The sequence below is a fragment of the Frateuria sp. genome, assembly GCF_035944355.1.
Classification (GTDB): domain Bacteria; phylum Pseudomonadota; class Gammaproteobacteria; order Xanthomonadales; family Rhodanobacteraceae; genus Frateuria_A.
The window spans coordinates 194,205-218,303 of sequence record NZ_DASZBH010000004.1; the positions used below are offsets into that span (position 1 = coordinate 194,205).

Consider the following 24,099-nt stretch of genomic DNA (forward strand, 5'->3'; position numbering starts at 1 on the left):
GTACTGCACGCTAAATGCATTGGCCGTCGCAGGCGTTGCGGGGGAGGCGCCAAATGCGCAAAAGGTGCACGCTACGCGCGCGCGACCGTCAGGCCGGGGCCGGACCCGCCAGCAGATCCTCGTAGAAGGCGCCGAACGGCTCGGTCGGGTGCGCGATCTGGATCTCCAGCACCCACAGGCCCGACGAGGGCGTCCGGTCCAGCGTGCCCAGGTCGCCGGCCTTGTGCAGCGCGTGCGGATAGTCGCCCAGGCGATGGCCCTTGATCGCGTGGTTGAAGCGCCAGCCCATGGCCTGCGCGCGCTCGGCGGCGAATTCGTACAGCGCGCGGCCGCTCAGGCCTTCGTTCCGCCATGCCTGCGCGACTTCGCCGAACAGCGTGCGCGCGGCTTCCGCACATGCCTGGCGTTCCGGCGAGGCGCCGGTGGTGGCGAAGGTATCGCCCACGTCGCCCTCGTGTCCGTCGAACACCAGGCCCAGGTCGATGAAATAGATGTCGTCCTCGCCCAGGCGCACGGCGGGGTCGGAGCGCTCGCGGTAGGTTTTGAGGGTATTGGCGCCGATGCGGATGATCACCGGATGCCACAGCCGCTCCATGCCCAGCTCCCCGAACACCTGCAGCGCCTGGGCCCTGGCCTCCTCCTCGCCGATGCCCGGGCGCATGCGCTCGCGGATGCGCTCCAGCGCGACCCAGCTTTGCGTGCGCGCGTACTGCATGCGTGCGGGATCGAAGCGGTTGCCGACGGCTTCTCGAAGGCTCATGGGCGACCTCGGTTGACGGGAGGGCCATCATGGCAGGGCCGGCCGCGGCGTGCCGGTCGCCTGGCCTCACCCCCGCTTGATCGGTCGTTAGCAAATCCGGGCGTAGCGTGCGCAGGCCGGCCCTGGCTTGCCTGGTTACGGCACCAGCGAGCCATCCCGGCACAACCAACCCCGGGAGTATCGGCCATGAAAACCTCAATGCTGGCTGGCGTGCTGGCGGGCCTGCTGGCGCCCGCTTTGGCGATGGCGCAAAGCCCGATCGACGGCACCTGGAAGATCGACATGAACCAGGTGAAGCTGCCCGCCAAATCGGACGTACTCGTGCTCAAGGACGACATGTTCCGCTGCGGCACCTGCGCGCCACCGTACGAAGTCAAGGCCGACGGCACCGACCACCCGGTCGCCGGCCATCCCTATTTCGACACCGTGGCAGTGACCGTGGTGGATGACCACACGGTCAAGGAAACGGACAAGAAGAACGGCAGGGTCGTCGCCACCACGACTACCACGGTGGCGCCCGACGGCAAGACCGCGACCTTCCAGTTCAGTGACAGCAGCGACAGCCAGGGGCCGCCGGTGACCGGCGAAGGCACCCTGGCGCGCACCGCCAAGGGCCCGGCCGGCTCCCATGCCCTGTCCGGCTCGTGGCGTACCGCCAGCTACCGGCGCATCTCGGACAACGCGCTCAGCATGACCTTCAAGGAGGAAGGCGGCCGCCTGACCATGCACAGCCCGACCGGGCAGTCCTACACCGCCAGGCTCGATGGCACCGATGCGCCCTACCAGGGCGATCCGGGCGTCACCAGCGTCAGCGTGACCCGATCCGGTGCGCGCAGCTTCGTGGAGACGGACAAGCGCGACGGCAAGCCGGTCAGCGTCGCCCGGATGAGCGTCCATCCCGACGGCCGGGCGATGGACGTGGCCGTCGACAACCAGCTGCGCGGCACCCATATGTCGTTCGTCGCCATCAAGCAGTGAGGGCCTGAGCAGGCGTGGCGCGTTCCGCCGCGCCTGCGCATGCGCCCGCTCAGGCTGCGCGGAAGGTGACCACCAGTACGTCACGGTGCGCCGGCCGGGTCGGGTCCAGCGGAGTGACCGGCGTGACGCCGTGCAATACCCGTGCATCGTCCACCAGGGCCGCGTCGAACGGGTGGGTCAGGGTGAAGCTGCCGAGCAACTGGCCGGCGGTGGCGTGGATGGTCGTGGTGCCGCGCTCGATGTTGCTGCGGTCGATCAGCAGCACCAGCACGAAGTCGACGCCGTCGCGGTGCACGCCCTCGGGCGTGGGCTCGCCGGCCGCGCCGGCGCGGGCCTCGATGCGGAACTGGTGCGCCTCCACGCGCCAGCGGTCGACCTGCGGCGCGAGTCCGCCGAAGAAGCCATGGCAGAAGTCGAGTATGCGGCGCAGGCTCGGCCCGTCGGCCGCGATGGGCTCGAACCAGCGCTCGATGTCGCCCTGCAGCGCGTTGTAGGTCTTGCTCTGGTAGTGCGGCTGGTGCGCCTCGCGGCGGACGCCCTGCGCGTCGGCCGAGAACACCGCGTGGCGGCGTCGCCGGTGGCGGCCGACCGTGGCGAGGTAGGCGTCCGGCGCCAGGGCATCCCAGCTGGCGGTGAAGGCCGGCCAATCGGGCAGGGAGGCGGCGTCGAGCAGGTCGCGCATGGCGTCGGCGGCCACGAAGGCGAAGCCGGCCTGGCGAAGCTGGTCGTGCAGCCTGGCGAGTGCGGTGGTCATGGATAGGGGGCGGCTGAAAGGGGGGCACAGCATACGCCTGCGCGATCTTGAGCCCTCTCCGATCCTTGATAAGGGCCGGGGGAGAGGGTTCGGTGAGGGGCCGGGGCTCGCGGGGCAACTTGCTGTTCGGCTTGCCTTCTTTCGCTCCGTGAGGCCTGCGGCAAGAGCTGCCCCTCACCCCAGCCCTCTCCCCGAAGGGGAGAGGGAGTGAGCTTGGGCGAATCAAAAAAGACATCCAGACGTCTAAACGTCTATTGACATGTCGATATGTCCAGCCCAGAATCCGCCCCACTCATCGAGACCGGCGGAGGGATAGGCCCTTTGATGCCGGGGCAACCTGCGGGAAAGCGTTCCCGCGACGGTGCCAAATCCTGCGGGGCGCACGAGCGCTGCCGAGAGATGGGCGTGATTCGTCGCCGCGGCTGGCCGCCGGCGAGGGATGGCGACCTTTCCGGTTCCTGCGGGCGATGCCACGGAGAACCGCATGACCGCCCAGCCGCTGCCCCTGCCTGCCTCGTCCGCCGTGCCCTCGCGCGTGGATGGCCGCATGGGCGGCCTCACTGCCCAGCGCAGTACGCGCCGGCTGTCGCTTTCGCCCAAGTACGGCCACGGTCCGCGCACGGTCGACGTGCGCTACCTGTGGTGCGGAGCGGCCGACGCGCCCACGGTGATCGTGCAGGGCGGCATCTCCGCCGGCCGCGACGTCACCGCCCTCGATGGCGCCGCCTCGCCGGGCTGGTGGCAGGCACTGGTCGATGCCGGCGCGGCGATCGACCTGGATCACTGCCGCGTGCTGTCGATCGACTGGCTGGCACCGTCGGAGCTCGGCGTGGAGACGATCTCCAGCGAGGACCAGGCCGACGCGCTGGCGGCGCTGCTGGAGGCGCTGGGCATCCATCGCGCAAGGGCCTTCGTGGGCGCGTCGTATGGCGCGATGGTCGCGCTGGCCTTCGCGGCGCGCCATCCGCGAGCGCTGGAACGGCTGGTGTTGCTGGCCGGCGCGCACCGCCCTCACCCGCTGGCCTCCGCCCAGCGCAGCGTGCAGCGCGGCATCGTGCGCCTGGGCGTAGCCAGCGGGCAGGCCGACGAGGCGCTCGCGTTGGCGCGGCAGCTGGCCGTGACCACCTACCGCGGGCGCGAGGAGTTCGCGCGCCGCTTCGCGGGCGCGCCGGAATTCCGCGACGGCCGCTTCCGCCTGCCGGTGGAGGATTACCTCGAGCACCAGGGCCGCCGCTTCGTCGAGCGATTCGACGCCGGGCGCTTCCTGGCGCTGTCCGAATCGATCGACCTGCACGACGTCACGCCCGAATCCATCCCCGCGCCGGCCACGCTGATCGGCTTCGCCTCCGACCTGCTGGTGCCGCTGGCGGATCTGTGCGAACTGCAGCGGCGTCTGCACGGTCCCGCCACGCTGGAAGTCCTGCAGTCGCCCTACGGGCACGACGGCTTCCTGAAGGAAACCCACCAGCTCGCGCCGCTGCTGCGCGCCGCGCTGGCCTGAGCACACGGAGCACAAGACCATGAGCGAATCGGCCCCCTGTACCCGCGCCGTGCGCGCCGGCATCGAATCGGATACCCAGCACGGTGCGATCGTGCCGCCGCTGCACCTGTCCACCAATTACAGCTTCGACGGGCTTGGCGGCAAGCGGCCCTACGACTACTCGCGCAGTGGCAACCCCACGCGCGACCTGCTCGGGCAGGCGCTGGCCGAACTGGAGCTGGGCGCCGGCGCGGTGGTGACCGCCAGCGGCATGGCGGCGGTGGCGCTGGCCCTGGAGCTGGTGCCGCCCGGCGGCCTGGTGCTGGCCGCCCACGACTGCTACGGCGGCACCTGGCGGCTGCTCGATGCCTGGGCGAAGAAGGGCCGCTTCGAGCTGGCCTTCGCCGACCTCACCGACCGTGTCGCGCTGGCCGCCGGCCTTGCCCGCAAGCCGGCGCTGGTGTGGGTGGAGACGCCGTCCAATCCGCTGCTGCGCATCACCGACATCCGCCACGCGGCGCAGGCCGCGCATGCCGCGGGCGCGCTGCTGGTGGTGGACAACACCTTCCTCTCGCCCGCGCTGCAGCAGCCGCTGGCGCTGGGGGCGGACGTGGTGGTGCACTCGACCACCAAGTACATCAACGGCCACAGCGACGTGGTCGGCGGCGCGGTGGTCGCGCGCGACGCGGCCGTGGCCGAGCAGCTGAAGTGGTGGGGCAATTGCCTGGGCCTGACCGGCGCCCCGTTCGACAGTTTCCTGACCCTGCGCGGCCTGCGCACGCTGGCCGTACGGCTGCGCCAGCACCAGGAGAACGCGCTGCGCATCGCCGAGTTCGTGGCGCTGCATCCGACCGTGCGAGCGGTCCACTATCCGGGCCTGCCCGGCCACCCGGGCCATGCGCTGGCGGCGCGCCAGCAACAGGGCTTCGGCGCGATGCTGAGCTTCGAGCTGGAAGGCGACCAGGCCAACGTGGCCGCCTTCGTCGACGGGCTGAAGTTCTTCTCGCTGGCCGAGTCGCTGGGTGGCGTGGAGAGCCTGGTGGCCCATCCGGCCTCGATGACGCATGCCGCGATGGCGCCGGAGGCGCGCCGCAACGCCGGCATCGCCGACACCCTGTTGCGCGTCTCGGTCGGCATCGAGGACGGCGACGACCTGCTGCTGGACCTGGCGCGGGCGCTCGACCGCGCCGCCGTCCAGCCGTCCAAACGCCGGGTGGGCGCATGAGCGCGGTGCTCGCCGACTGTCGACCGCAGGCGGCCCCGCCAATCGCCGTGGTATTGCTCGGCACGGGCGTGGTCGGCGGGGCGCTGCTCAAGCTGCTCGATACGCCCGCCGCGTCCTCGCTGAGGCTGGTCGGCGCGGCCAATTCGCGCCACCAGCAGACCGATCCGCGGCGCCTGGCCCAGCGCAACCTGCGAGAGCAACTGCGCGGCGAAGGCGACGCGCGCGACGATGCCGCGTTGTTCGCCGCGCTCGAAGCCAGCGGCGCGCCGGTCAGGGCGATCATCGACGCGACCGCCTCGGCGTCGCTCGCGCAACGCCACGCCCAGTGGCTGGCGCAGGGCTATCACGTGATCACCGCGAACAAGGCGCTGGCCGGCGGCGCGCTCGACGGCTGGCGCGCACTGCAGGCGGCGCTCGGCGACGGCGTGCGCTACGGCGACGCGGCCACGGTCGGCGCCGGCCTGCCGGTGCTCTCCACGCTGCGCCGCCTGCGCCGCTGCGGCGACAGCCTGCTCACGCTGGAAGGCGTGTTCTCCGGCTCACTGTCCTACCTGTTCAACCAGTACGACGGCAGCCGGCCGTTCTCGGCGCTGCTCGCCCAGGCGCGCGAGCTCGGCTACACCGAGCCGGACCCGCGTTCGGACCTTTCCGGCGAGGACGTGGCGCGCAAGCTGCTGATCCTTGCCCGCCATGCCGGCTTCGCGCTGGGCAGCGACGAGGTGGAGGTCGAAAGCCTAGTGCCGCCGGCGCTGCGCGAACTGGATACCGCCGGTTTCCTCGAGCGGCTGGCCGAACTGGACGCGCCGCTGGCCGAGCGCCATGCGCAGGCGCGTGCGCGCGGCAACGTGCTGCGCTTCCTGGCCCGGCTCAACCAGCGCGGCCGCGCCCGTGTGGGCCTGGTGGAAGTGCCGCCGACCCATCCGGCCGCGCGCCTCTACGGCACCGACAACCAGTTCGCCCTCACCACCACCCGCTACAACACCCAGCCGCTGGTGATCCAGGGGCCGGGCGCGGGGCCGGAGGTGACAGCGCAGGCATTGCTGGGCGACGTGCTCGCGCTGGCGCCGCAAGGCTAAGGCGGGCCCCACTGGGCGACGTCCCGGAGCCGGCCTTGTCGGACCGGCCCGCGTTGGCCCGGGCGCGCTCAGGATTTTTTCCCCAGCTCCCGCCAGCTCTTCTCGCTGACGTCCACGTCGAACTTCTTCGCCGCGGCTTTGATGCGTTTCCATGCCTCGTCGCGTTCGTCGTCACTGGCGCCCTTGACCTGATCGAAGCGCGCGATGGCGTTGCGTACGTGGCTGGCGTCTTCCAGCGGCTCCTTGCGCTTTTTGGGGAAGGCGAATTCGCCCTTGGGCAGCTCGTTGCGCTGATCGCTCTTGAGGTCGCTCATGGATGTTCTCCTTGGGGATGAGCGGGCCTCGCCGCTCATGCGCAGAGCGATCCTGTGGCGCGTGCCGTAAGCCGAGCGTATCGATCGCGTGAGCAGTGCCCGGCGGCCGGGCACAAAAAAACGCGCGGCTCGTCACCGCGCGTTCGCTTTCCAGGGTCGGCTCAGTGCCCGGTGATGCGCTCGGCCGTTTCCTCGTCCGGCGGCACCAGCGGGGCATTGGGATCGGCCTTCGCCTCCAGCTCGGCCGCCTCCACCGACGGCGTGCGCCAGCCGGACTTCACGCCCCAGCCGTAGAACAGCAGGCCGACCACGGCCACCGTGGCCAGGTCCCAGCCGTAGGGCAGGTAGCCCTTGCCGCCGAAGGTGGTGCTGCCGCCCCAGGACAGCGCGGCGATCGCCGGCAGGTAGCAGACCAGCCACCAGGCACCCTTCATCTGGCGGCCGAAGTCGTGCCAGCCGCTCTTGGCCTGGTAGTAGAGATAGATCGGCAAGGCCACGACCATCAGCAGGATGATCTCGCCGGTCAGCGGCCAGCGCGCCCAGTACAGCAGTTCGGTGGCCATGATGAAGGCCACGCCGGCGAGCAGCGGCAGGCCGGCCAGGCGCAGCGGGCGGTGCAGGTTCGGCGCGGTTCGGCGCAGGGTCATCGCGCTGACCGGGCCGGTCAGGTAGGAAATGATCGTGGCCACCGAGATCACCGCCGCCAGCGTGCCCCAGCCGCGGAAGAAGAACAGGAAGACGAACGCCACCGCCAGGTTCACCCACATCGCCGGACGCGGCACGCCCCACTTCGGGTGCACGCGGCCCAGCGCCGCCGGCAGCGTGCCGTTGCGCTCCATGCCGTAGAGCATGCGCGCCGTGGTCGCGGTATAGGTCATGCCGGTGCCGCTGGGGCTGATGAAGGCGTCGACGTACAGCAGCATCGCCAGCCAGTGCAGGTTGACGATGATCGCCAGCTCCGCGAACGGCGAGCGGAAGTCGATGCCGTGCCAGCCGGCCTTGGCGAGCATGTCCGGCGGAACAGCGCCGATGTAGGCCATCTGCAGGATCACGTAGACGATGGTCGCCAGCACGATCGAGCCGAGCACCGCGAACGGGATGCTCTTGCCGGGGTTGCGCGCTTCGCCGGCGAGGTTCACCGGGCTCTGGAAACCATTGAAGCTGAACACGATGCCCGCGGTGGCCACCGCGGTGAGCACCGCCGCGAAGTCGATCGCATGGTCGCCGCCGTGCACGTCGACGGAGAAGTTCCCGCGGTGGAAGCCGCTGGCGATCAGCGCCAGGCCGGTCGCCGCCGGCACCACCAGCTTGAACACGGTGATCGCCGTGTTGGAGTGCGCGAACAGCTTCACGCTCCAGAAGTTGACCAGGAAATAGATGACCACCAGCACCGCGGCGATCGCCAGGCCGGCCGGCGCCAATTCGCCCGCGCCGCCGGGCAGGTGCATGTACAGGTCCTGCGCCCATTGCCACGGCCACGAAGCCATGTACTGCACCGAGGCTTCCGCCTCCACCGGAATCACCGAGGCGATCGCGATCCAGTTCGCCCACGCGCCGATGAAGCCTACCAGCGAGCCGTGCGAGTAATGGCTGTAGCGCACCATGCCGCCGGACTCGGGAAACATCGCGCCCAGCTCGGCATAGGTCAGCGCGATCGTCATGATGATCGCCGCACCCAGCACCCACGCCCATACGGCGCCCGGACCGGCCAGGCCGGCGGCGCGCCAGGCGCCGAACAGCCAGCCCGAACCGATGATCGAGCCCAGGCCGGTGAGCATGAGGGCGAAGGGACCGACGTCGCGGCGGATGGAACTGGGTGAAGACATGCAAGCTCCCGGATCGGTGGGGGACGAACAGCGCCGTCGCGGACAGCACAAGGCCCGATGATGACAGACCGTTCACGTGGCTGTCAGCCCGTGGCGGGCCGGGCGCCGCTTCGCACGGCGATGGAAGGCGCGGGTCGCCATCGCCACGCCCCGGCCTGATCTTCGCGCAGTGGAGTGTCCGCGCGTGGACGCTGAGTCCCGCCGTCGATCCTCTCCCTGCTGGCACGGAGAAGGGTGCCCGCGCGGGCGCCGTGATGGTGGGGCTTTCCCGTTTACGGGCGCAGATGCCCGGAGGGCGGATGGGGCGGCTGCGAAAGACTCGCCCAAGCACGCCCCACGAGGCCGTGTCGGCTGCCAAGCGGGCGCAAGCGTGCTGCTCTGCAAGATGCGTCCGCGACGGCTTGTGATTACCTTATGGATCGATCCATTTAGATCGATTCAAACGGACAAATCGTCCAAGGCATGGCCTGCGAAGGGAACGTGCTTCCACCTGCAGTCCTCGAGGTGGCCGCCGCATCGCAGGCGCATGGCTGGACCCACAACCTCGTTGCTGCCCGGGGAGGGCATCTCATGCATCACGTGACCGTGTTTCGTCGCAACGCGCTTGCCGGCGCGCTTGCCGTCGCCATGTTGTTGCCGCTGGGCGCCATCGCGCAGACGGCCGGTTCGGACGGGCAGGCGCAGGCGGACAATGCAGGCGTTACCGCCAACAACAAGAAGCCGGTGACCTTGGAGAAGGTAGTGGTCACGGGCTCGCGCATCCCGCGCGCGCAGATCGAGGGGCCCACGCCGGTCACCGTGATCTCCGGCGACCAGATCAAGGCCCAGGGCTTCACCACCGTCTACGAAGTCATGGATTCGCTCACCCAGGTGGGCCGTCCGGAGACGCCGCCGACCTGGGGCAGCACCTCGGTCAACGCGCGCCAGCTCAACCTGCGCAATCTCGGCCCCGGCCGCAGCCTGCTGCTGGTCGACGGCCACCGCGTGGCGGACTACCCGATGGCCGCCGGCGGCAGGCAGAACTTCCAGAACTACAACAACATCCCCGCAGGGATGATCGAGCGCATCGAGATCGTCGGTGCGGGCGCCTCGTCGATCTACGGCTCCGACGCCATCGCCGGCGTGGTCAACATCATCCTCAAGAAGGAATACCAGGGCGACGACGTGCAGTTCAGCCTGGGTGGCGCCACCCGTGGCGGACGCGAGTACGGCGACCTGAACTTCCTTGGCGGCCGCGCGGGCGACCACTGGCACGTGGTCTACAACCTGGAGCGTTCGCACCGCAACGCGCTGTGGGGCCGCGATCGCCCCTACACCGATTCGGAGGCCGACGCCGGCTACGGCGCATGGGACTACAACGCGCGCCTGTTCGGCTGGAACACCTACCCCGGCCTGGCGCTCAACAACGCCGACGGCAACTACATCGCCCCGCCGCCGGGTGCCTGCGGCCAGTTCGGCAACAACTTCGCGCTGCGCCATTCGCAGACGGTGTCCACCACCGGGCACACGGTCAACACCGCCGACGTCACCGACCAGGGCTACTACTGCACGCAGCCGGCGCTGTTCTCCAACTGGGTGCTGACCCCGGGCAGCGACAACCAGGACGCCTTCGTCGCCGGCGACTACGACTTCGGCGGCGGCCTGCAGCTCTACGGCTCGGCCGGCCTGTGGAAGACGACGGGCACCTCCAACACCGAGCTGCCGTTCCTGTATCCGATGGGCGGCCTGCCCAGCGGCTTCTACGACCAGACCAGCGGCCAGGTGATCAGCAATTACTTCCGCCAGCTCACCCCGCAGGAGCTGGGCGGCTACGGCAACACCCACGACCGCGAGCAGAACTGGGACATCCATGCCGGCCTGCGCGGCACGCTCTTCGACGACCGCTTCAGCTGGGACTTCAACCTCGGCACCGCGCGCTACATCGTGCACGAGTACTACACCGGCTTGAACGAACAGGGCATGTTCGACTTCTTCTTCGGGCCGCAACTGGGCAACACCACCGTCAACGGCAGCACGCTGCCGGTTTACGCGCTCAACAGCCAGCGCTTCTGGAACCCGATCACGCCGGCGCAGTACCAGAGCTTCGGCGTCGCCGGCGAGAACACGGCCTCCAGTCGCCTCGACCAGGCCAGCCTCAACGTCACCGGCGACCTGTTCAATACCTGGACCGGCCAGCCGGTCGGCTTCGCCGGCGTGCTGGAGGCGGCGCACCAGAACTACCGGCTCTCGCCCGATCCGCGCGGCAACGACACGCACTTCGGCGACCCGTTCCAGGACTACAACACCGGCGGCGGCACGCGTAACCGCATCTCGGCCGGCACCGAGTTCCGCATCCCGCTGGCCTCGATGCTCACCGGCACGCTGTCCGGGCGCCTGGACAAGTACCGCGACGCCAGCGCGACCGACATCGCGCGCACCTGGGGCGCCGCGCTGGAGTTCCGCCCGTTCGACAGCCTGCTGCTGCGCGCCAACTACGGCACCAACTTCCGCGCGCCGGACATGAACTACGTCTACAAGCAGGACTCGGTGTCCACCGTTGGCATCTATTCTGATCCGTTCCAGTGCATCACCAACAACCAGGCGGCGTGCCCCGCGGTGCAGCACTCGACCTACTTCGCCGAGCACTCCGGCGGCGGTCCCAACCTGTTGCCTGAATCCGGCCACGGCTGGACCTACGGCTTCGTGTGGGATCTGCCCTGGGTCGATGGCCTGGCGGTGCAGGCCGACTACTGGCACACCGGCATCGACAACGCGATCGACTATGTGGACATGGGTACGCTGCTGACCGACGAGGCCGGCTGCCGCACCGGCAAGGTCGTGGGCGGCGGCCCCTATCTGGCCAATCCTCCGGGCTCGGCCTATTGCCAGCAGGTGATCGCCGACGTCAAGCGCGACGCCTCCGGCAACATCAGCGCGATCTACGTCGGTCCGATCAACAAGACCCAGCTCTACGTCAGCGGCATCGACGCCAAGCTCACCTACGCGCTGCGGACCGAGAACTGGGGCGCCTTCAACCTGGAGCTGCAGTACACCGACAACCTCTCCTACAAGGAGCGCACCAACGCCTCCGATCCGCTGGTCAACACCCGCTACGACCGCGTGGCCAGCAAGGTGCGCGGCGTGCTGGCGTGGCACCAGGGCAAGTGGGACGCGACGCTCTACGGCGACCGCGCCGGCAGCATCCGCGCCAACAACTACGGCGGCTGCCAGATCCTCGCCAACGGCATCCAGCCGCAGGCGGGCGACCCCGATTGTGTGGTCTACAACGGCAGGACCAAGCCGTGGATCGTCTGGAGCACCAGCGTCGGCTACCGGTTCAACGACAAGGTGAAGCTGCGCCTGGGCGTGACCAATATCTTCGACAACGTGGGCGAGATTCCCTACTACGCGGGCGGCTTCGAATTCATCCCGACCCTGCAGGGCGCCAACTACAACGGCCGCGAGGTGTTGGCGACGATCAACTACAAGCTCGATTGATCCAGGGCTCGATTGATCCCGGGGGCTCGAATGCCCCAGGGCTTGATTGACCCGGGGCTCGATTGACCGGCCCGATCGACCGTGTTTCCACGAAGCGCGGTCGATCGAAGTCGGGTTCGACTGGAACACGGTCGATCGCGCCAGTGCGTTGCCGCCGGCGCGATCGACCGACCGATCCTCTCCGGCGCGAATTCGCGCGCCCCGGCTTCCGGCTGGGGCTTCTTTTTTGGCCGCGTGCTGGCCCGTCGTCCAGCCCCGCGGGAACTGGCAGCAACAGGAGGATGACCATGCCCAAGCGCATCCTGGCGCTGACGTTCGGCGCGCTGGTGTCGATCGGTGCCCCCTGCGCGGGCGCGCCGCCGGCCGAGCTCGTCCCGCAACCGCAGGCGATCCATCCGGGCGAGGGCAGCCTCGTGCTGGACCAGCACACGCGCATCGCAGCGCCCGCCGACCGGCGCGTGCAGGAAATCGCAAGCTTCCTGCGCGAGGCGCTGCACGCACAGACCGGCCTGGCGTTGCGCATCGTCCGCACGGGCACGAAAGCGCCTGCCATCGAGCTGCGCATGGATCCGTCGGTGCGTGGCGAAGAGGCCTACCGGCTGACCGTCGCGCCAGGGCGCGCCACCATCGCGGCGTCCGACGACCGCGGACTGTTCTGGGGCGTGCAGACGCTCCTGCAACTGGTGCCGGCACGGAATGGAACGAGCGTGAGCATCCGCGCGATGCGCATCGAGGACGCGCCGGCCTATCCCTGGCGCGGCGTTATGCTCGACGTGGCGCGCCATTACCAGCCGGTCGCCTTCGTCGAGCGGCAGATCGACCTGTTGTCGCGCTACAAGCTCAACGTGCTGCACTGGCACCTGACCGACGACCAGGGCTGGCGCATCCAGATCCGCAAGTACCCTAAGCTCACGCAGGCCGGCGCCTGGCGCACCGAGGCCGACGGCGAGCGCACGGGCGGCTTCTACACCCAGCAGCAGATCCGCGAGGTGGTCGAGTACGCGCGCCGCCGCAACGTCATGGTGGTCCCGGAAATCGAGATGCCGGGCCACGCCTCGGCGGCGGTCGCGGCGTATCCGTGGCTCTCGTGCCCGCGGCGGCCGGTGGTGGTGCCCTCCGGCTGGGGCGTGTTCGACGACATCTTCTGCGCCGGCGACGAGCGCGCCTTCGCCTTCCTGCACGACGTGCTCGACGAGGTGGCAGCGCTGTTTCCCGCGCCGTACATCCACATCGGCGGCGACGAAGTGCCCAAGCGGCAATGGCTCGACAACGAGGCCACGCGGCGGCTCATGCGCCAGCAGCACCTGGCCGACGGCGAAGCATTGCAGGGCTGGTTCATCGGCCGCATCCAGCGCGACCTGGCGGCGCGCGGCAAGACCCTGGTCGGCTGGGACGAGATCCTCGAAGGAGGCGCCGACCGGCAGGCCATCGTGGAGATGTGGCGCGGCCCCGAGCAGGCGCGCAAGGCGCTGGCCAACGGCAACCGGCTGATCGTCGCCGGCCCGTTCTACCTGGATACGCCGATCGACCGGCTCACCCTGCAGGATCTGTATCGCACCGACGCCTTCGCCGATCCGGCCTTCGCCGCGCATCCGCAGCAGGTGTTGGGCGCCGAGGCGCCGCTGTGGAGCGAGCGGGTGACCACGCGCAACGCCGAGGCGATGCTCTATCCGCGCGTGCTCGCCTTCGCCGAGCGATTGTGGAACCCGCAGGCCCGCGACTACGCCGACTTCCAGCATCGCCTGCGCGCGCAGTACCCGTGGCTGGACGCGCAGCACGTCGCCTACGGTCCTGAAGACCGCGACCTGGTCGACTATCAGCTGAGCTTCAACCCGCCGCACCATCGCTGGCGCCTGCGCGCCGCACGCGGCTTCGACGACGTCCAGTTGCACTACACGCTGGACGGCAGCGAGCCCACCGCACGGTCCCCCGCCTTCGGCGACGTGCTGGACCGCTACGCGCCGGGGACCCTCCGGGTCGCGCCCTTCCGCCGGGGCCTGCCTTACCAGGCCAGCGAGGCCTTCGAGATCGTCGACAACCTGGCGCTGGGCAAGCCGGTGACTTACCGCACCGCGCCCGATCCGCGCTACACCGGCACGCCGGGCCAACTGGTGGACGGCATCCTCGGCGGCAGCGATTTCCACGACGGCCGGTGGGTCGGCTGGAAGGGCGGCGACATGGACGCCATCGTCGACCTGCAACAGGCCACGGCCATGCACTCGGTCCAGGTGCGCTTCCTGCAGCAGAGCGGCTCGTGGATCCTGCTGCCGCGGCAAGTGGATCTTGCGGTGTCCGACGACGGCAAGGCCTGGCGCACGCTCAGGTCCACGCCGATCGACGTCGACCCGCAGAACCTGCGTCCGACCGTGTACACGGTGCGCTTCGACGCCGCCGAGCCGGTCACTGCGCGCTACCTGCGCGTCAGCGCGCGGAACTACGGCACCCTGCCGCCCGGCCACGGCGGCGCGACGCAGCCGGCCTACGTGTTCGCCGACGAGATCCTGGTGCGCTGAAACACGCGGGGCCGCCACCGTCACGGGACGGTCTTGCTTGGACAAGAAGCTTGTCATGCGGGACGCGCAGACTTTACGTCTCCAGGATCCGAACACCGCACCGCCGTGACCCAGTACGTGCACCCCTGCAAGCCCGGCCTCGTCCGCATCGTCAAGCATGGCCACCGTTGGCGGTCGCTGGTGAATGAGCAGGAGGTCGGACGGCACGAATCGGCGGACACCGCGCTGCAGGCGCTGCGCAGTCGATGGCCGCAGGCACGCATTCCACACTCGCTCCATCTGTGGCGGCACCTGCCCGAACCGCGGAGCCTCGGACACGCCAGGACCAGGCGCGAGGGCGCGGACGCCCAGGCGGACAGCCGCGCGCGGGCGTAGGCATGCCCGACCGATAGTCCAGTTCCGCGACCTGTAACACGGGTGTCATCGACCGGCCCGAGGCTCGTCCACCACCGCTCCGCGTGACTGGACTACCATGAGCCGCGCCGACGATCTTCAAGCCCTGCACGCGTGCCTTCCTGCCGTGTCCGCTCCCGTCCTCGCGCCCGACCTAGCCGATGGTTCGCTGTACATCAATCGTGAGCTGTCCCAGCTGCAGTTCAACGTGCGCGTGCTCGACCAGGCGCTGGACGAACGCATACCGCTGCTGGAGCGGCTGAAGTTCCTGCTGATCTTCTCGCGCAACATGGACGAGTTCTTCGAGATCCGCGTGGCAGGCCTCAAGCGACAGATCGCCTTCGACCACGCGTTCTCCGGGCCCGATGGCATGGAGCCGAGGCGGGTGCTGGCCAGGATCAGCGAGATCGCGCATCACCACATCGAGCGCCAGTACGAGATCCTCAACGAGCGCATCCTGCCGGGACTGGAGGCCCATGGCATCCGCATCGTGCGAAGGGAGAGCTGGACGCCGCGGCAGGCGCAATGGCTGCGCCATTACTTCCGCCACGAGGTCGCGCCGCTGGTGACGCCGATCGGGCTGGATCCGACGCATCCGTTTCCGCTGCTGGTGAACAAGAGCCTCAACTTCATCGTGCAGCTGCGTGGCGTGGATGCGTTCGGGCGAAACGCGAGCCTGGCCATCGTGCCTGCGCCGCGCGTGCTGCCGCGCCTGATCAGGTTGCCCGGCGAGGAGCCCGGCAAGGGCGACGACCATGTCCTGCTCTCCTCGATCATCCACGCGCAGGTGGCGGAGCTGTTCCCCGGCATGGAGGTGCTCGGTTGCTACCAGTTCCGGCTCACCCGCAACGCCGATCTCGTCCTCGACCCGGAGGACGTCGAGGACCTGGCGCTCGCCCTGCAGGGCGAACTCTATTCACGCCGCTTCGGCGATGCCGTGCGGCTGGAGGTCGCGGACAACTGTCCTGCCGACCTGGTGCGCTTCATGCTCGGCCGGTTCGGCCTGGGGCAAGCCGATCTCTACGAGGTGGATGGCCCGGTCAACCTGGCGCGGCTGTTCCCGCTGGCGGGCATCGACCGGCCCGCCATGCGGTTTCCCGCGTTCTCCTGCGTGCTGCCGCGGGCGCTCAAGAAATCGCCGAACCTGTTCCAGGCCATCGCGCGGCAGGGGCTGCTGTTGCTGCATCCGTACGAGTCCTTCGTCCCGGTCGCGGACCTGCTGCGGCAAGCCGCCAAGGATGCGGACGTGCTGACGATCAAGCAGACGCTCTATCGCAGCGGCGCCCATTCGGAGATCGTCAACGCGCTGGTGGATGCGGCGCGCGCAGGCAAGGAGGTGACGGTGGTGGTCGAGCTGCGCGCGCGCTTCGACGAGGCATCCAACCTCGAGCTCGCCGCGCGCCTGCAGAAGGCCGGCGCCACCGTGGTCTACGGCGTGGTCGGCGTAAAGACCCACGCGAAGCTGTTGCTGATCCAGCGCCGCGAGGGGAACAGGCTCGTGCGCTACGCCCACATGGGCACGGGCAACTACCACACCGGCAACGCGAGGCTCTACACCGACTACAGCCTGCTGACGGCCGACAAGGCGCTGTGCGAGGACGCCCATCAGCTGTTCACCCAGCTGACCGGCATGGGCAAGCTGCTGCCGATGAAGAAGATCCTGCATGCGCCATTCACGCTGAAGCGCACGCTGCTCCGGCTCATCGCGGGCGAGACCAGCCGTGCAGCGGCGGGCGACGGCGCCCGCATCATCCTCAAGGTGAACGCCCTGACCGACGCGAGGATCATCCGCGCGCTCTACCGGGCCAGCATGGCCGGCGTCAGCATCGACCTGATCGTGCGCGGCATGTGCTGCCTGCGCCCCGGCGTCCCGGGCTTCTCGGACAACATCCGCGTCCGCTCGATCATCGGCCGCTTCCTGGAACACAGCCGCATCTACTGGTTCGGCAACGGCGGCGACGAGATCGTCTATCTTTCCAGCGCGGATCTCATGGAGCGCAATCTCGACCGCCGCATCGAAGTGGCGTTCCCGGTCGAGATCAAGCGCCACCGCCGGCGCATCCGCGAGCACCTGGAGCTTTACCTGGCCGACAACGTCGGCGCCTCGCTGCTGCAGCCGTCAGGTGATTACCTGCGCCCCGCGCCGGAGGATGGACAGGAGGCATGCAGCGCGCAGGAGCAGCTACAGGAGCGGGCCGGTTCCGGCGGCGAGGCCTGAGGCCTGCCGTCGGCCCCCACGCCGCTACCCCGGAGCGGGCTTGAACCCGGCTCCAGGGTTGAGGGGCGCAGATCGGGTGGTTACGCTCCCGCCATGCCTGCGTCCATGCACCGCTTCGTTCGCTCCCGCGGCCTACGCGCCCTGGGCGTGCTGGCGTGGCTGATGCTGGCGATCGGCGGGCTGGCCCGTCCGGCTTCGGCGGACGGCCTGGCGCACCATGCCGCGGCGCACGCCGCGATGGTCACGGCCGGCGCGCATGCTGCCCATGCCGGCAGATCCTCCACCGTCGGGGCTGCCCACGGCTGCTGTGTTCCCGACAGCCATGGCCACGGTGCGGGAGCTGGCCATGGCTGCAGTTGCCAGGGTTCGTGCGCGAACGCGTTGGCCTTGCCATCGGTTTGCCTGATCGCGCCGGCGCTGGACGTCGTGCTTCGGGCGCATGCCGGTCGGGTGCGGGCTCCGACGCCGGGCACGGCGCCGCCGCTGCGACCTCCGATGGCCTGATCCTGCGGCTGTTTGGCAGCGATGCCTGCGCCTGGCCTTTGGCCGGCGGCATCGCCGGATCGGAGGCGCCCGCGTGGCGCCCATCGGAGAGAGATTTCATGAAACGTCTGTTGTCGCCGGCGCCGGCGGACCTGTCGCGCCGCCGCTTCGTGCAGGGCATCGCCCTGGGCGGGGCTGCCGCAGGGCTGGGCCTGCTGCGTCCGGATCGTGCCTGGGCGCAGGCCAGCCCGGGCCAGGCCACCGGGCGGGGCACCGAATTCGCGTTGGCGGTGGGCGAGACCCAGGTCAACTACACCGGTGCGGTGCGCACCGCCACCACGGTCAACGGCAGCCTGCCGGGACCGATCCTGCGCTGGAAGGAGGGCACCACCGTCACCCTGCGCGTGACCAACCGGCTGCGCGTTCCCACGTCCATCCACTGGCACGGCATCGTGCTGCCCTTCCGCATGGACGGCGTGCCCGGCATCGCCTTCGACGGCATCGCGCCGGGCGAGACCTTCGTCTACCGCTTTCCGGTCCGCCAGTCGGGCACCTACTGGTACCACGCGCACTCGCGCTTCCAGGAGCAGACCGGCCTGTTCGGCGCGCTGGTGATCGAGCCGGCCGGCCTCGTGCGCTACCCGGCCGACCGCGACTACGTGGTCATGCTCAACGACTGGACCGACGAGGACCCCGAGCGCATCTACACGAAGCTCCAGCAGCGCAGCGACTACTACAACTTCCACCAGCCCACCGCGGCGGATTTCCTGCGCGACGTGCGCGGCCAGGGCCTGCGCCGGGCGCTGGCCGACCGGGCCATGGGGAACCGCATGCGCATGAACCCCACCGACCTGTCCGACGTCGGCGGCGCCGCCTACACCTACCTGATGAACGGCGCCGCGCCGGCCGGCAACTGGACCGGCCTGTTCCGGCCGGGCGAGACGATCCGCCTGCGCTTCATCAACGGCTCGGCGTCGACCATCTTCGACGTGCGCATTCCGGGCCTGAAGATGACCGTGGTCTCGGCCGACGGCCAGGACGTCGCGCCGGTGCCGGTGGACGAGTTCCGCATCTCGGTGGCCGAGACCTACGACGTCATCGTGCAGCCGGACGATGCGCGCGCCTACACCGTGTTCGCGCAGTCCATCGACCGCACCGGCTATGCCCGCGGCACGCTGGCCCCGCGCGAAGGCATGCAGGCGCCGGTGCCGCCGATGGACCCGCGCGTGTGGCTGGGCATGCAGGACATGATGAGCGGCGGCATGCACCACGACGGCGGCCATGAATCGCCGGGCGCCATGCAGGGCATGCCGATGCCGGGCGCACCCGCGGTGCACCACGCGCGCAGCGAGTACGGCCCAGGCGTGGACATGCGCATCGATGCGCCGCACACCCACCTCGACGACCCCGGCATCGGCCTGCGCGGCAACGGACGCCGCGTGCTCACCTATGCCGACCTGCGTTCGCTCGACGGCCCGGTCGATCCGCGCGAGCCCGAACGCGAGATCGAGCTGCACCTGACCGGCAACATGGAGCGCTTTATGTGGTCCTTCGACGGGCAGAAGTTTTCCGAGGCCAGGCCCGTGCACTTCAACTACGGCGAGCGCCTGCGCATCGTGCTGATCAACGACACGATGATGAACCACCCGATCCACCTGCACGGCATGTTCAGCGAGCTGGAGGACCCCGATGGCCGCTTCCTCGCGCGCAAGCACACCATCAACGTGCAACCGGCGCAGCGCATCAGCTATCGGGTGAGCGCCGACAACCCCGGCCGCTGGGCCTACCACTGCCACCTGCTCTACCACATGGAAGCGGGCATGTTCCGCGAGGTGGTGGTGTCATGAGCCCCCGCCACGACATCCGCAATCGCCTTTGGGTGCGGTTGCTGCTCGCGGTCCTGGCCGGGTCGGCATCGGCCGCGCACGCACAGGAAACGCCTGCGGCGGCTGGCGGCAGCGCGACCATGGCCGGCGGATCGATGCCCGGCATGATCATGCCTGAGCCCGTGAGCGAGGCGCCCCCGCATGCGGCCTCGCAGGTACACACCGACGCCTCCGCGGCGACGCCATCGACCGACCACGCGTCGATGCACGATACGGAACCGCAGCCGGCGCATCCCATGGACCCGCAAGCCATGCTGCCCATGGATGACGCGACCATGCACATGCCGCACGACGCCGGCCAGCGGATCGCACGGCAACCGATCCAGGACAGCGGCGTGCCGGCCGCCGCCCGCGATCCCGACTACTCCGCCGGCGTCGGCTATGCCCCCATGCACGGCATCCACATGGAGATGGACGACAACGCCCGCATCGGCATGCTGCTCGCCGACCAGTTGGAGGCCTTTCACGGCAAGCATGGCAACGGCCAGCACTGGGACGTCGAAGGTCACTACGGCAACGACTACGACAAGCTGTGGCTGCGCAGCGAGGGCGAACGCAGCGGTGGGCGACTCGCGGACGCCAGCGTCGAGGCGTTCTGGAACCACGCGGCCGCTCCCTTCTGGAGCACCCAGGTGGGCATGCGCGCCGATGCCGGCGAGGGCCCGGGTCGGCGCTGGGCCGCTTTCGGCGTCCAGGGCCTGGCCCCCTACTGGTTCGAGCTGGAAGCCACCGGCTACGTCGGCTCCGCCGGCCGCACCGCCGCACGCTTCCGCGCCGAGTACGAACTGCTGCTCACCCAGCGCCTGATCCTGCAGCCGGCGCTGGAGGCCGACGCCTACGGCAAGGCCGACCCGGCACGACGCCTGGGCCGCGGCGTATCCGATGCGTCCCTCGCGCTGCGCCTGCGCTACGAGTTCCGCCGGGAGTTTGCGCCCTACGTCGGCGTGGTCTGGACGCGCCGCTACGGCGGTACCGCCAGCTTCGCCCGCGAGGCCGGACAGGGCCCGTTCGATCGACGATGGGTGGCGGGCCTGCGCTTCTGGTTCTGACGGCAGGCAGCCATGAGGCGCGGCTGGACTACTTCGGCAGCGTCGCCAGCCACCCCAGCACCGCCTGCGACAGTTCGGTCCGCTTGTCCGAATAGGCGTGGTCGGTGGAAAAGTGCTGCGTGGTCACGTGGCTGTCGCCGGCCTTGCGCAGCGCGGCGGCGAAGGCGTCGTTCATGCCGGCCAGGCCGTCGTCGGAGGTGATCACGAGCACGGGGCGGTCCTTCAGCGCCGGCGCCTGCGCGGGGAAGGCCCAGCGGGCGGCGTGCGCGGCCACCTCGCGGGCCAGGCCGTCGGGCGTGCAGCCGCTGAGCGGCGCCATGCCTTCGCCGGCCAGCGCCGCGGATAGCTTGCGCAGCGCTTCGGCAGAGGGGTTTTCCCGTTGCAGCCCCAGGTAGCCCGCGCCCAGGTCTCCGCCGGAGATGTCGCCGACCGCTTCGACCGCGGGATCGGCCGCAGCCGCCTGGATGGCCATGAAGCCGCCCATGGAGTGGCCGATCAGCACGATGTGCGCAGGGTCCAGCCGCAGCCTCTTCGCCACCGCGCCCTGGCGCAGGTAGGCCAGTGCGGCCGCGGTGTCTTCGATGCCATGGGTGAAGGAGAAATCGCCCGGCGTGCCCCACGAGCCGCGGTAGTTGAAATACAGGACATCCCAGCCGTCGCGGCGCATGTCCTGCGCCAGGTCCAGGTTGCGCTCGTTGCCGGGGAAGCCGTGCAGCAGGATCACCGCCGGGTGCGGGCCGGCGCCGGCGGCCACGTAGACCAGCGCGTTCATCGGCCTGCCGTGGCTGGGAATCTGCATGGTCTCCATCGACGCGCGGTTGTCGAGCGCCGGCCGCGTCACCGTTGCGGCCGAAGCCGGATTGGCCTGCTGGCCGGCCAGGCAGGTCAGGCTGGCGAGCAAACCGGCGGCCAGGACGCCTCGTAGCGCGTGCTTGTTCATGCGTTTTCCCAGGTTGGGTGAGCTGTCCGAACGAGCGCCGGAAGCCGCAGGGCTGCCGGTTCGGGCGAAGACTACAGGCTTTGGCGTGCGCGATCGTTCGTCTCCGGGCGCGGCCGGATTCCTGACTCATGTGGGGAGAGTCCCCTGGCGCCCCCGCGTCGGCAACCGAACGCGGCCGGGCAAGCGGGCGCTGCCTTGGAACCCGCGCAAACGCACAAAAAAACTATGCATCCAGATGCCCGCTCGTCGCGTACCCCTCAATGGCGTCCTGCGCTCGTGCTCTTGTTGCCTGCGCGGATGCGGGGCGTGCCTGCCGACCGGCAGGCACGCCCTCAGGGGAAACCATCAGGGGGTCTACCCAGCTACAGGACGACATCATGAAACGCTCAGTCCAATCGATTCTGTCCGCAGCGGTGCTCGCCGGGCTCTTCGCCACAGGCGGCGTATTGGCGCAGACGGCCAGTTCGAGCCAGGCCCAGGATTCGGTCATGGCCAGTAGTGGAGACACGCTCAAGCCCAACCAGACCCGCGGTTTCGGCGCGGGGCAGCGCCTCATCTTCACCTATACGCAGAACTACGACTGCATCCACGAGCCGCGAAGCGACCTCGACTACAACGGCAAGCCCGCGCAGTCCGACCCGGGCGAATTCCAGACGCCGGTCTGCCAGGCCGCCACCGAGCCTTCGATCGATCCGACCGGCGCGAACATCAAGCAGTCCGAACCGCTGTACGTGCTGGTTCCGATGTTCTCGCTCGACAACGACAAGAATGCGAACGACGCGATACCGTGCCCGGCAGGCGTGCGGCCGACCACGCTGTGCGGCCCCGCGCTGGGCAACACGCTGGTCAGCCTGTTCGGCGCCATCCCCGAGGCCTACAAGAAAAAACCGCTGGTCAGCACCCAGTGCCCGGACCCGGGTTCGCCGCCGGGCACCTGCACGATGCACGCATCGAGCATCGACCTGGGCAAGGTGCTGGTGGCTCTGGGCAAGCTGCCGCCCTCGACCAGGAACGTCTTCCTTCCCACGCCCAACCACAGCCACGTGGTCAATGGCGATGCGATCAGGACACGTGCCATCTGGTGGCAGGTGATACCCGTGCTGGTCACCGACCCCAACTGCTGGCCCTCGGCCAGCGGCTCGATGGGCATCACCTCGACCAGGAAACTGCATGACGCGGAGCGGCGCGGCAACGCCATCGAAGTGCCCTCCAACTTCTTCCTGTTCTTCAAGTCCGAACCCATGCGGGACATGGACTGAGCGTCGCGGCTAGGCCTCGCCGGCCTCCATCCGGCGCGCCCGCGTGAAGCGGTCGCGCCGGGTGGTTTCAGCGGTGGGCGACCCTTGCACCCGCAGTGAGAGCCGCGGTAGGCGGGCGCTGGCTCCGTCAGTTCTTCTCGATCGCTTTGACTTCGTCGTGGAACAGCTGCACCGGACCGTCCAGCGTCAGCGCCAGCACGGTCAGCTGCGGGTCCAGCGTGTCGTCGGGCAAGGGGATGTAGAGCAGGCCCGGCACCTTGCTCCAGTAGGGCTTGCCGACGATCTGCGGGTCCAGCGTGGTGCCGTTGCCGACCACGCGCGCGTGCAGCACGTGGTTCATCAGCCCCTTCACCAGCACCGGGCCGCTGGGGCGGCCATCGACGAACAGGTAGAGCGTGCGGCCGTCCGCCGACAGCGTGCTGTCGCCGGCGTAGTAATCGCGCGGCAGGCCGGCGCGGGTGCCGTAGATCGCCTCGGCGTGCTTGTGCGTCCAGCGGCCGATTTCCTTTAGCGTCGCCACTTCCTGGTCGGGGATGCTGCCGTCGGCGCGCGGGCCGATGTCCAGCAGCAGGTTGCCGCCCAGGCTCAGCGTGTCGGCCAAGATGCGGATCAGCTGGTTGGGCGTCTTGAAGTGACGGTCGTGCGGCTGCCAGCCCCAGGAGTCGTTCATGGTCATGCACAGCTCCCAGTAGGGCTGCGGCGGGCGCGTGACCGGCACGCCCTGTTCGGGCGTGGCGTAGTCGCCCTCGCCAGGCAGACGCGCGTTGACGATGGCGCGCGGGTTGTGCGCCAGCAGGAAGTCGTGGGTCTCCTTGGCGTGCCAGTCGGCGGCGCCGTGTTCCCAGTCGCCGTCGAACCAGTAAAGGTCCGGGTCGTAGCGCTGCATCAGGTCCTTGAGCTGGCCCTGGTAGTAGCGCACGAAGCGGTTCCAGCGCGCCGGATTGTCCTTGATGTCGTAGCGCGTCTGCGCCTGGGTGAAGGCCGGGTAGTCCGGCGAGGACCAGTCGATCAGCGAGAAGTACAGCCCGACCTTGAGGCCGTCCTTGCGCAGCGCGGCCACGAACGGAGCGACCAGGTCGCGCCGCGCCGGCGTGTCCTTGACCACGTTGAGGCCCTGGGCGGTGTTCCACAGCGCCACGCCGTCGTGGTGCATGGCGGTCATCACCGCGTAGCGCGCGCCGCTGTCGCGGATCAGGTCGGCCCAGGCCTGCGGGTGGTAGTCCGCCGCGGTGAAGCCCTTGAGCTGCTGCATGTAGTGGTCGTAGGAGACGTAGCCGTCGAAGAACGACCACGACTCGTCGATGCCGTCGACCGCGTAGATGCCCCAGTGGATGAAGATGCCGAACTTGGCGTCGGCGAACCACTGCATGCGGGCTTCGTTCGACGGCGCCGGCGCCGCCGCCGCCGCGTGCGCGGCGAGGCTGGCGCAGGCGAGCAGCAGGGCGGGCCACCGGTGGGAGCGGCGCAT

Annotated in this window: 16 protein-coding genes and 1 riboswitch; of the genes, 10 read left to right on the forward strand and 6 right to left on the reverse strand. The window is 69.5% G+C overall.

What is annotated here, in order from left to right; genetic code table 11:
• Positions 1-88: 88 nt before the first annotated feature.
• The gene (locus VGU03_RS02065) at positions 89-760 is read right to left on the reverse strand and encodes a M24 family metallopeptidase (RefSeq protein ID WP_327478209.1); all 672 of its coding nucleotides are present in this window, start codon (positions 758-760) and stop codon (positions 89-91) included.
• A gap of 186 nt (positions 761-946) precedes the next feature.
• Here VGU03_RS02065 and VGU03_RS02070 point away from each other — a divergent pair, with 186 nt between their 5' ends.
• On the forward strand, positions 947-1,738 hold the full coding sequence (locus VGU03_RS02070) for a hypothetical protein (protein WP_327478211.1): 792 nt from the start codon (positions 947-949) through the stop codon (positions 1,736-1,738).
• Between the two features lie 49 nt (positions 1,739-1,787).
• Here the strand turns inward: VGU03_RS02070 and VGU03_RS02075 are convergent, their stop codons facing one another.
• Positions 1,788-2,492 carry a 2OG-Fe dioxygenase family protein gene (locus VGU03_RS02075; protein ID WP_327478212.1) on the reverse strand — a complete coding sequence of 235 codons (705 nt, stop codon included), beginning with the start codon at positions 2,490-2,492 and terminating at the stop codon, positions 1,788-1,790.
• A 289-nt stretch (positions 2,493-2,781) separates the two neighbouring features.
• Positions 2,782-2,898, forward strand: a riboswitch (SAM riboswitch).
• Between the two features lie 78 nt (positions 2,899-2,976).
• Here VGU03_RS02075 and metX point away from each other — a divergent pair.
• Genes metX through VGU03_RS02090 form a run of 3 tightly spaced genes read left to right on the forward strand, consistent with a single transcriptional unit; the run spans position 2,977 to position 6,273 of the window.
• Positions 2,977-3,993 carry a homoserine O-succinyltransferase MetX gene (metX, locus tag VGU03_RS02080; RefSeq protein WP_327478213.1) on the forward strand — a complete coding sequence of 339 codons (1,017 nt, stop codon included), beginning with the start codon at positions 2,977-2,979 and terminating at the stop codon, positions 3,991-3,993.
• Between the two features lie 19 nt (positions 3,994-4,012).
• Positions 4,013-5,197 carry a cystathionine gamma-synthase gene (gene metB, locus VGU03_RS02085; protein ID WP_327478215.1) on the forward strand — a complete coding sequence of 395 codons (1,185 nt, stop codon included), beginning with the start codon at positions 4,013-4,015 and terminating at the stop codon, positions 5,195-5,197.
• Entirely contained in the window at positions 5,194-6,273 is a 1,080-nt protein-coding gene (locus VGU03_RS02090) for a homoserine dehydrogenase (RefSeq protein WP_327478216.1), read from the forward strand. The genes metB and VGU03_RS02090 overlap by 4 nt, the downstream gene beginning before the upstream one ends.
• A gap of 68 nt (positions 6,274-6,341) precedes the next feature.
• Here VGU03_RS02090 and VGU03_RS02095 read toward each other — a convergent pair whose 3' ends face one another.
• Together VGU03_RS02095 and VGU03_RS02100 are read right to left on the reverse strand one after the other, a co-directional pair.
• Positions 6,342-6,587 (reverse strand): DUF6582 domain-containing protein, encoded by a 246-nt coding sequence (locus VGU03_RS02095; protein WP_327478218.1) that lies wholly within the window; start codon positions 6,585-6,587, stop codon positions 6,342-6,344.
• Between the two features lie 161 nt (positions 6,588-6,748).
• Positions 6,749-8,413, reverse strand: a complete 1,665-nt coding sequence (locus VGU03_RS02100) for an APC family permease (protein WP_327478219.1) — start codon at positions 8,411-8,413, stop codon at positions 6,749-6,751.
• A gap of 570 nt (positions 8,414-8,983) precedes the next feature.
• Here VGU03_RS02100 and VGU03_RS02105 point away from each other — a divergent pair.
• The 5 genes from VGU03_RS02105 to VGU03_RS02125 all read left to right on the forward strand — a co-directional run bounded on the left by VGU03_RS02105 (position 8,984) and on the right by VGU03_RS02125 (position 20,432).
• Positions 8,984-11,890, forward strand: a complete 2,907-nt coding sequence (locus tag VGU03_RS02105; RefSeq protein ID WP_327478221.1) for a TonB-dependent receptor plug domain-containing protein — start codon at positions 8,984-8,986, stop codon at positions 11,888-11,890.
• 287 nt (positions 11,891-12,177) lie between these two features.
• Positions 12,178-14,403 (forward strand): family 20 glycosylhydrolase, encoded by a 2,226-nt coding sequence (locus VGU03_RS02110; RefSeq protein ID WP_327478223.1) that lies wholly within the window; start codon positions 12,178-12,180, stop codon positions 14,401-14,403.
• 520 nt (positions 14,404-14,923) lie between these two features.
• Positions 14,924-17,014, forward strand: coding sequence for a polyphosphate kinase 1 (ppk1, locus tag VGU03_RS02115; RefSeq protein ID WP_414655922.1), 2,091 nt, complete (start codon positions 14,924-14,926; stop codon positions 17,012-17,014).
• 602 nt (positions 17,015-17,616) lie between these two features.
• Entirely contained in the window at positions 17,617-19,344 is a 1,728-nt protein-coding gene (locus VGU03_RS02120) for a copper resistance system multicopper oxidase (RefSeq protein ID WP_327478227.1), read from the forward strand.
• Positions 19,341-20,432, forward strand: coding sequence for a copper resistance protein B (locus VGU03_RS02125; RefSeq protein ID WP_327478228.1), 1,092 nt, complete (start codon positions 19,341-19,343; stop codon positions 20,430-20,432). Before VGU03_RS02120 ends, VGU03_RS02125 begins: the two co-directional genes overlap by 4 nt.
• 28 nt (positions 20,433-20,460) lie before the next feature.
• Here VGU03_RS02125 and VGU03_RS02130 read toward each other — a convergent pair whose 3' ends face one another.
• Positions 20,461-21,372 (reverse strand): alpha/beta hydrolase family protein, encoded by a 912-nt coding sequence (locus VGU03_RS02130; protein ID WP_327478230.1) that lies wholly within the window; start codon positions 21,370-21,372, stop codon positions 20,461-20,463.
• A gap of 377 nt (positions 21,373-21,749) precedes the next feature.
• On the opposite strand from VGU03_RS02130, the gene VGU03_RS02135 reads away from it, so the two are divergent.
• Positions 21,750-22,631, forward strand: coding sequence for a hypothetical protein (locus VGU03_RS02135; protein WP_327478232.1), 882 nt, complete (start codon positions 21,750-21,752; stop codon positions 22,629-22,631).
• A gap of 127 nt (positions 22,632-22,758) precedes the next feature.
• Here VGU03_RS02135 and VGU03_RS02140 read toward each other — a convergent pair whose 3' ends face one another.
• A complete protein-coding gene (locus tag VGU03_RS02140; RefSeq protein WP_327478234.1) occupies positions 22,759-24,099 on the reverse strand; it encodes an alpha-L-fucosidase in 1,341 nt (446 codons plus the stop codon).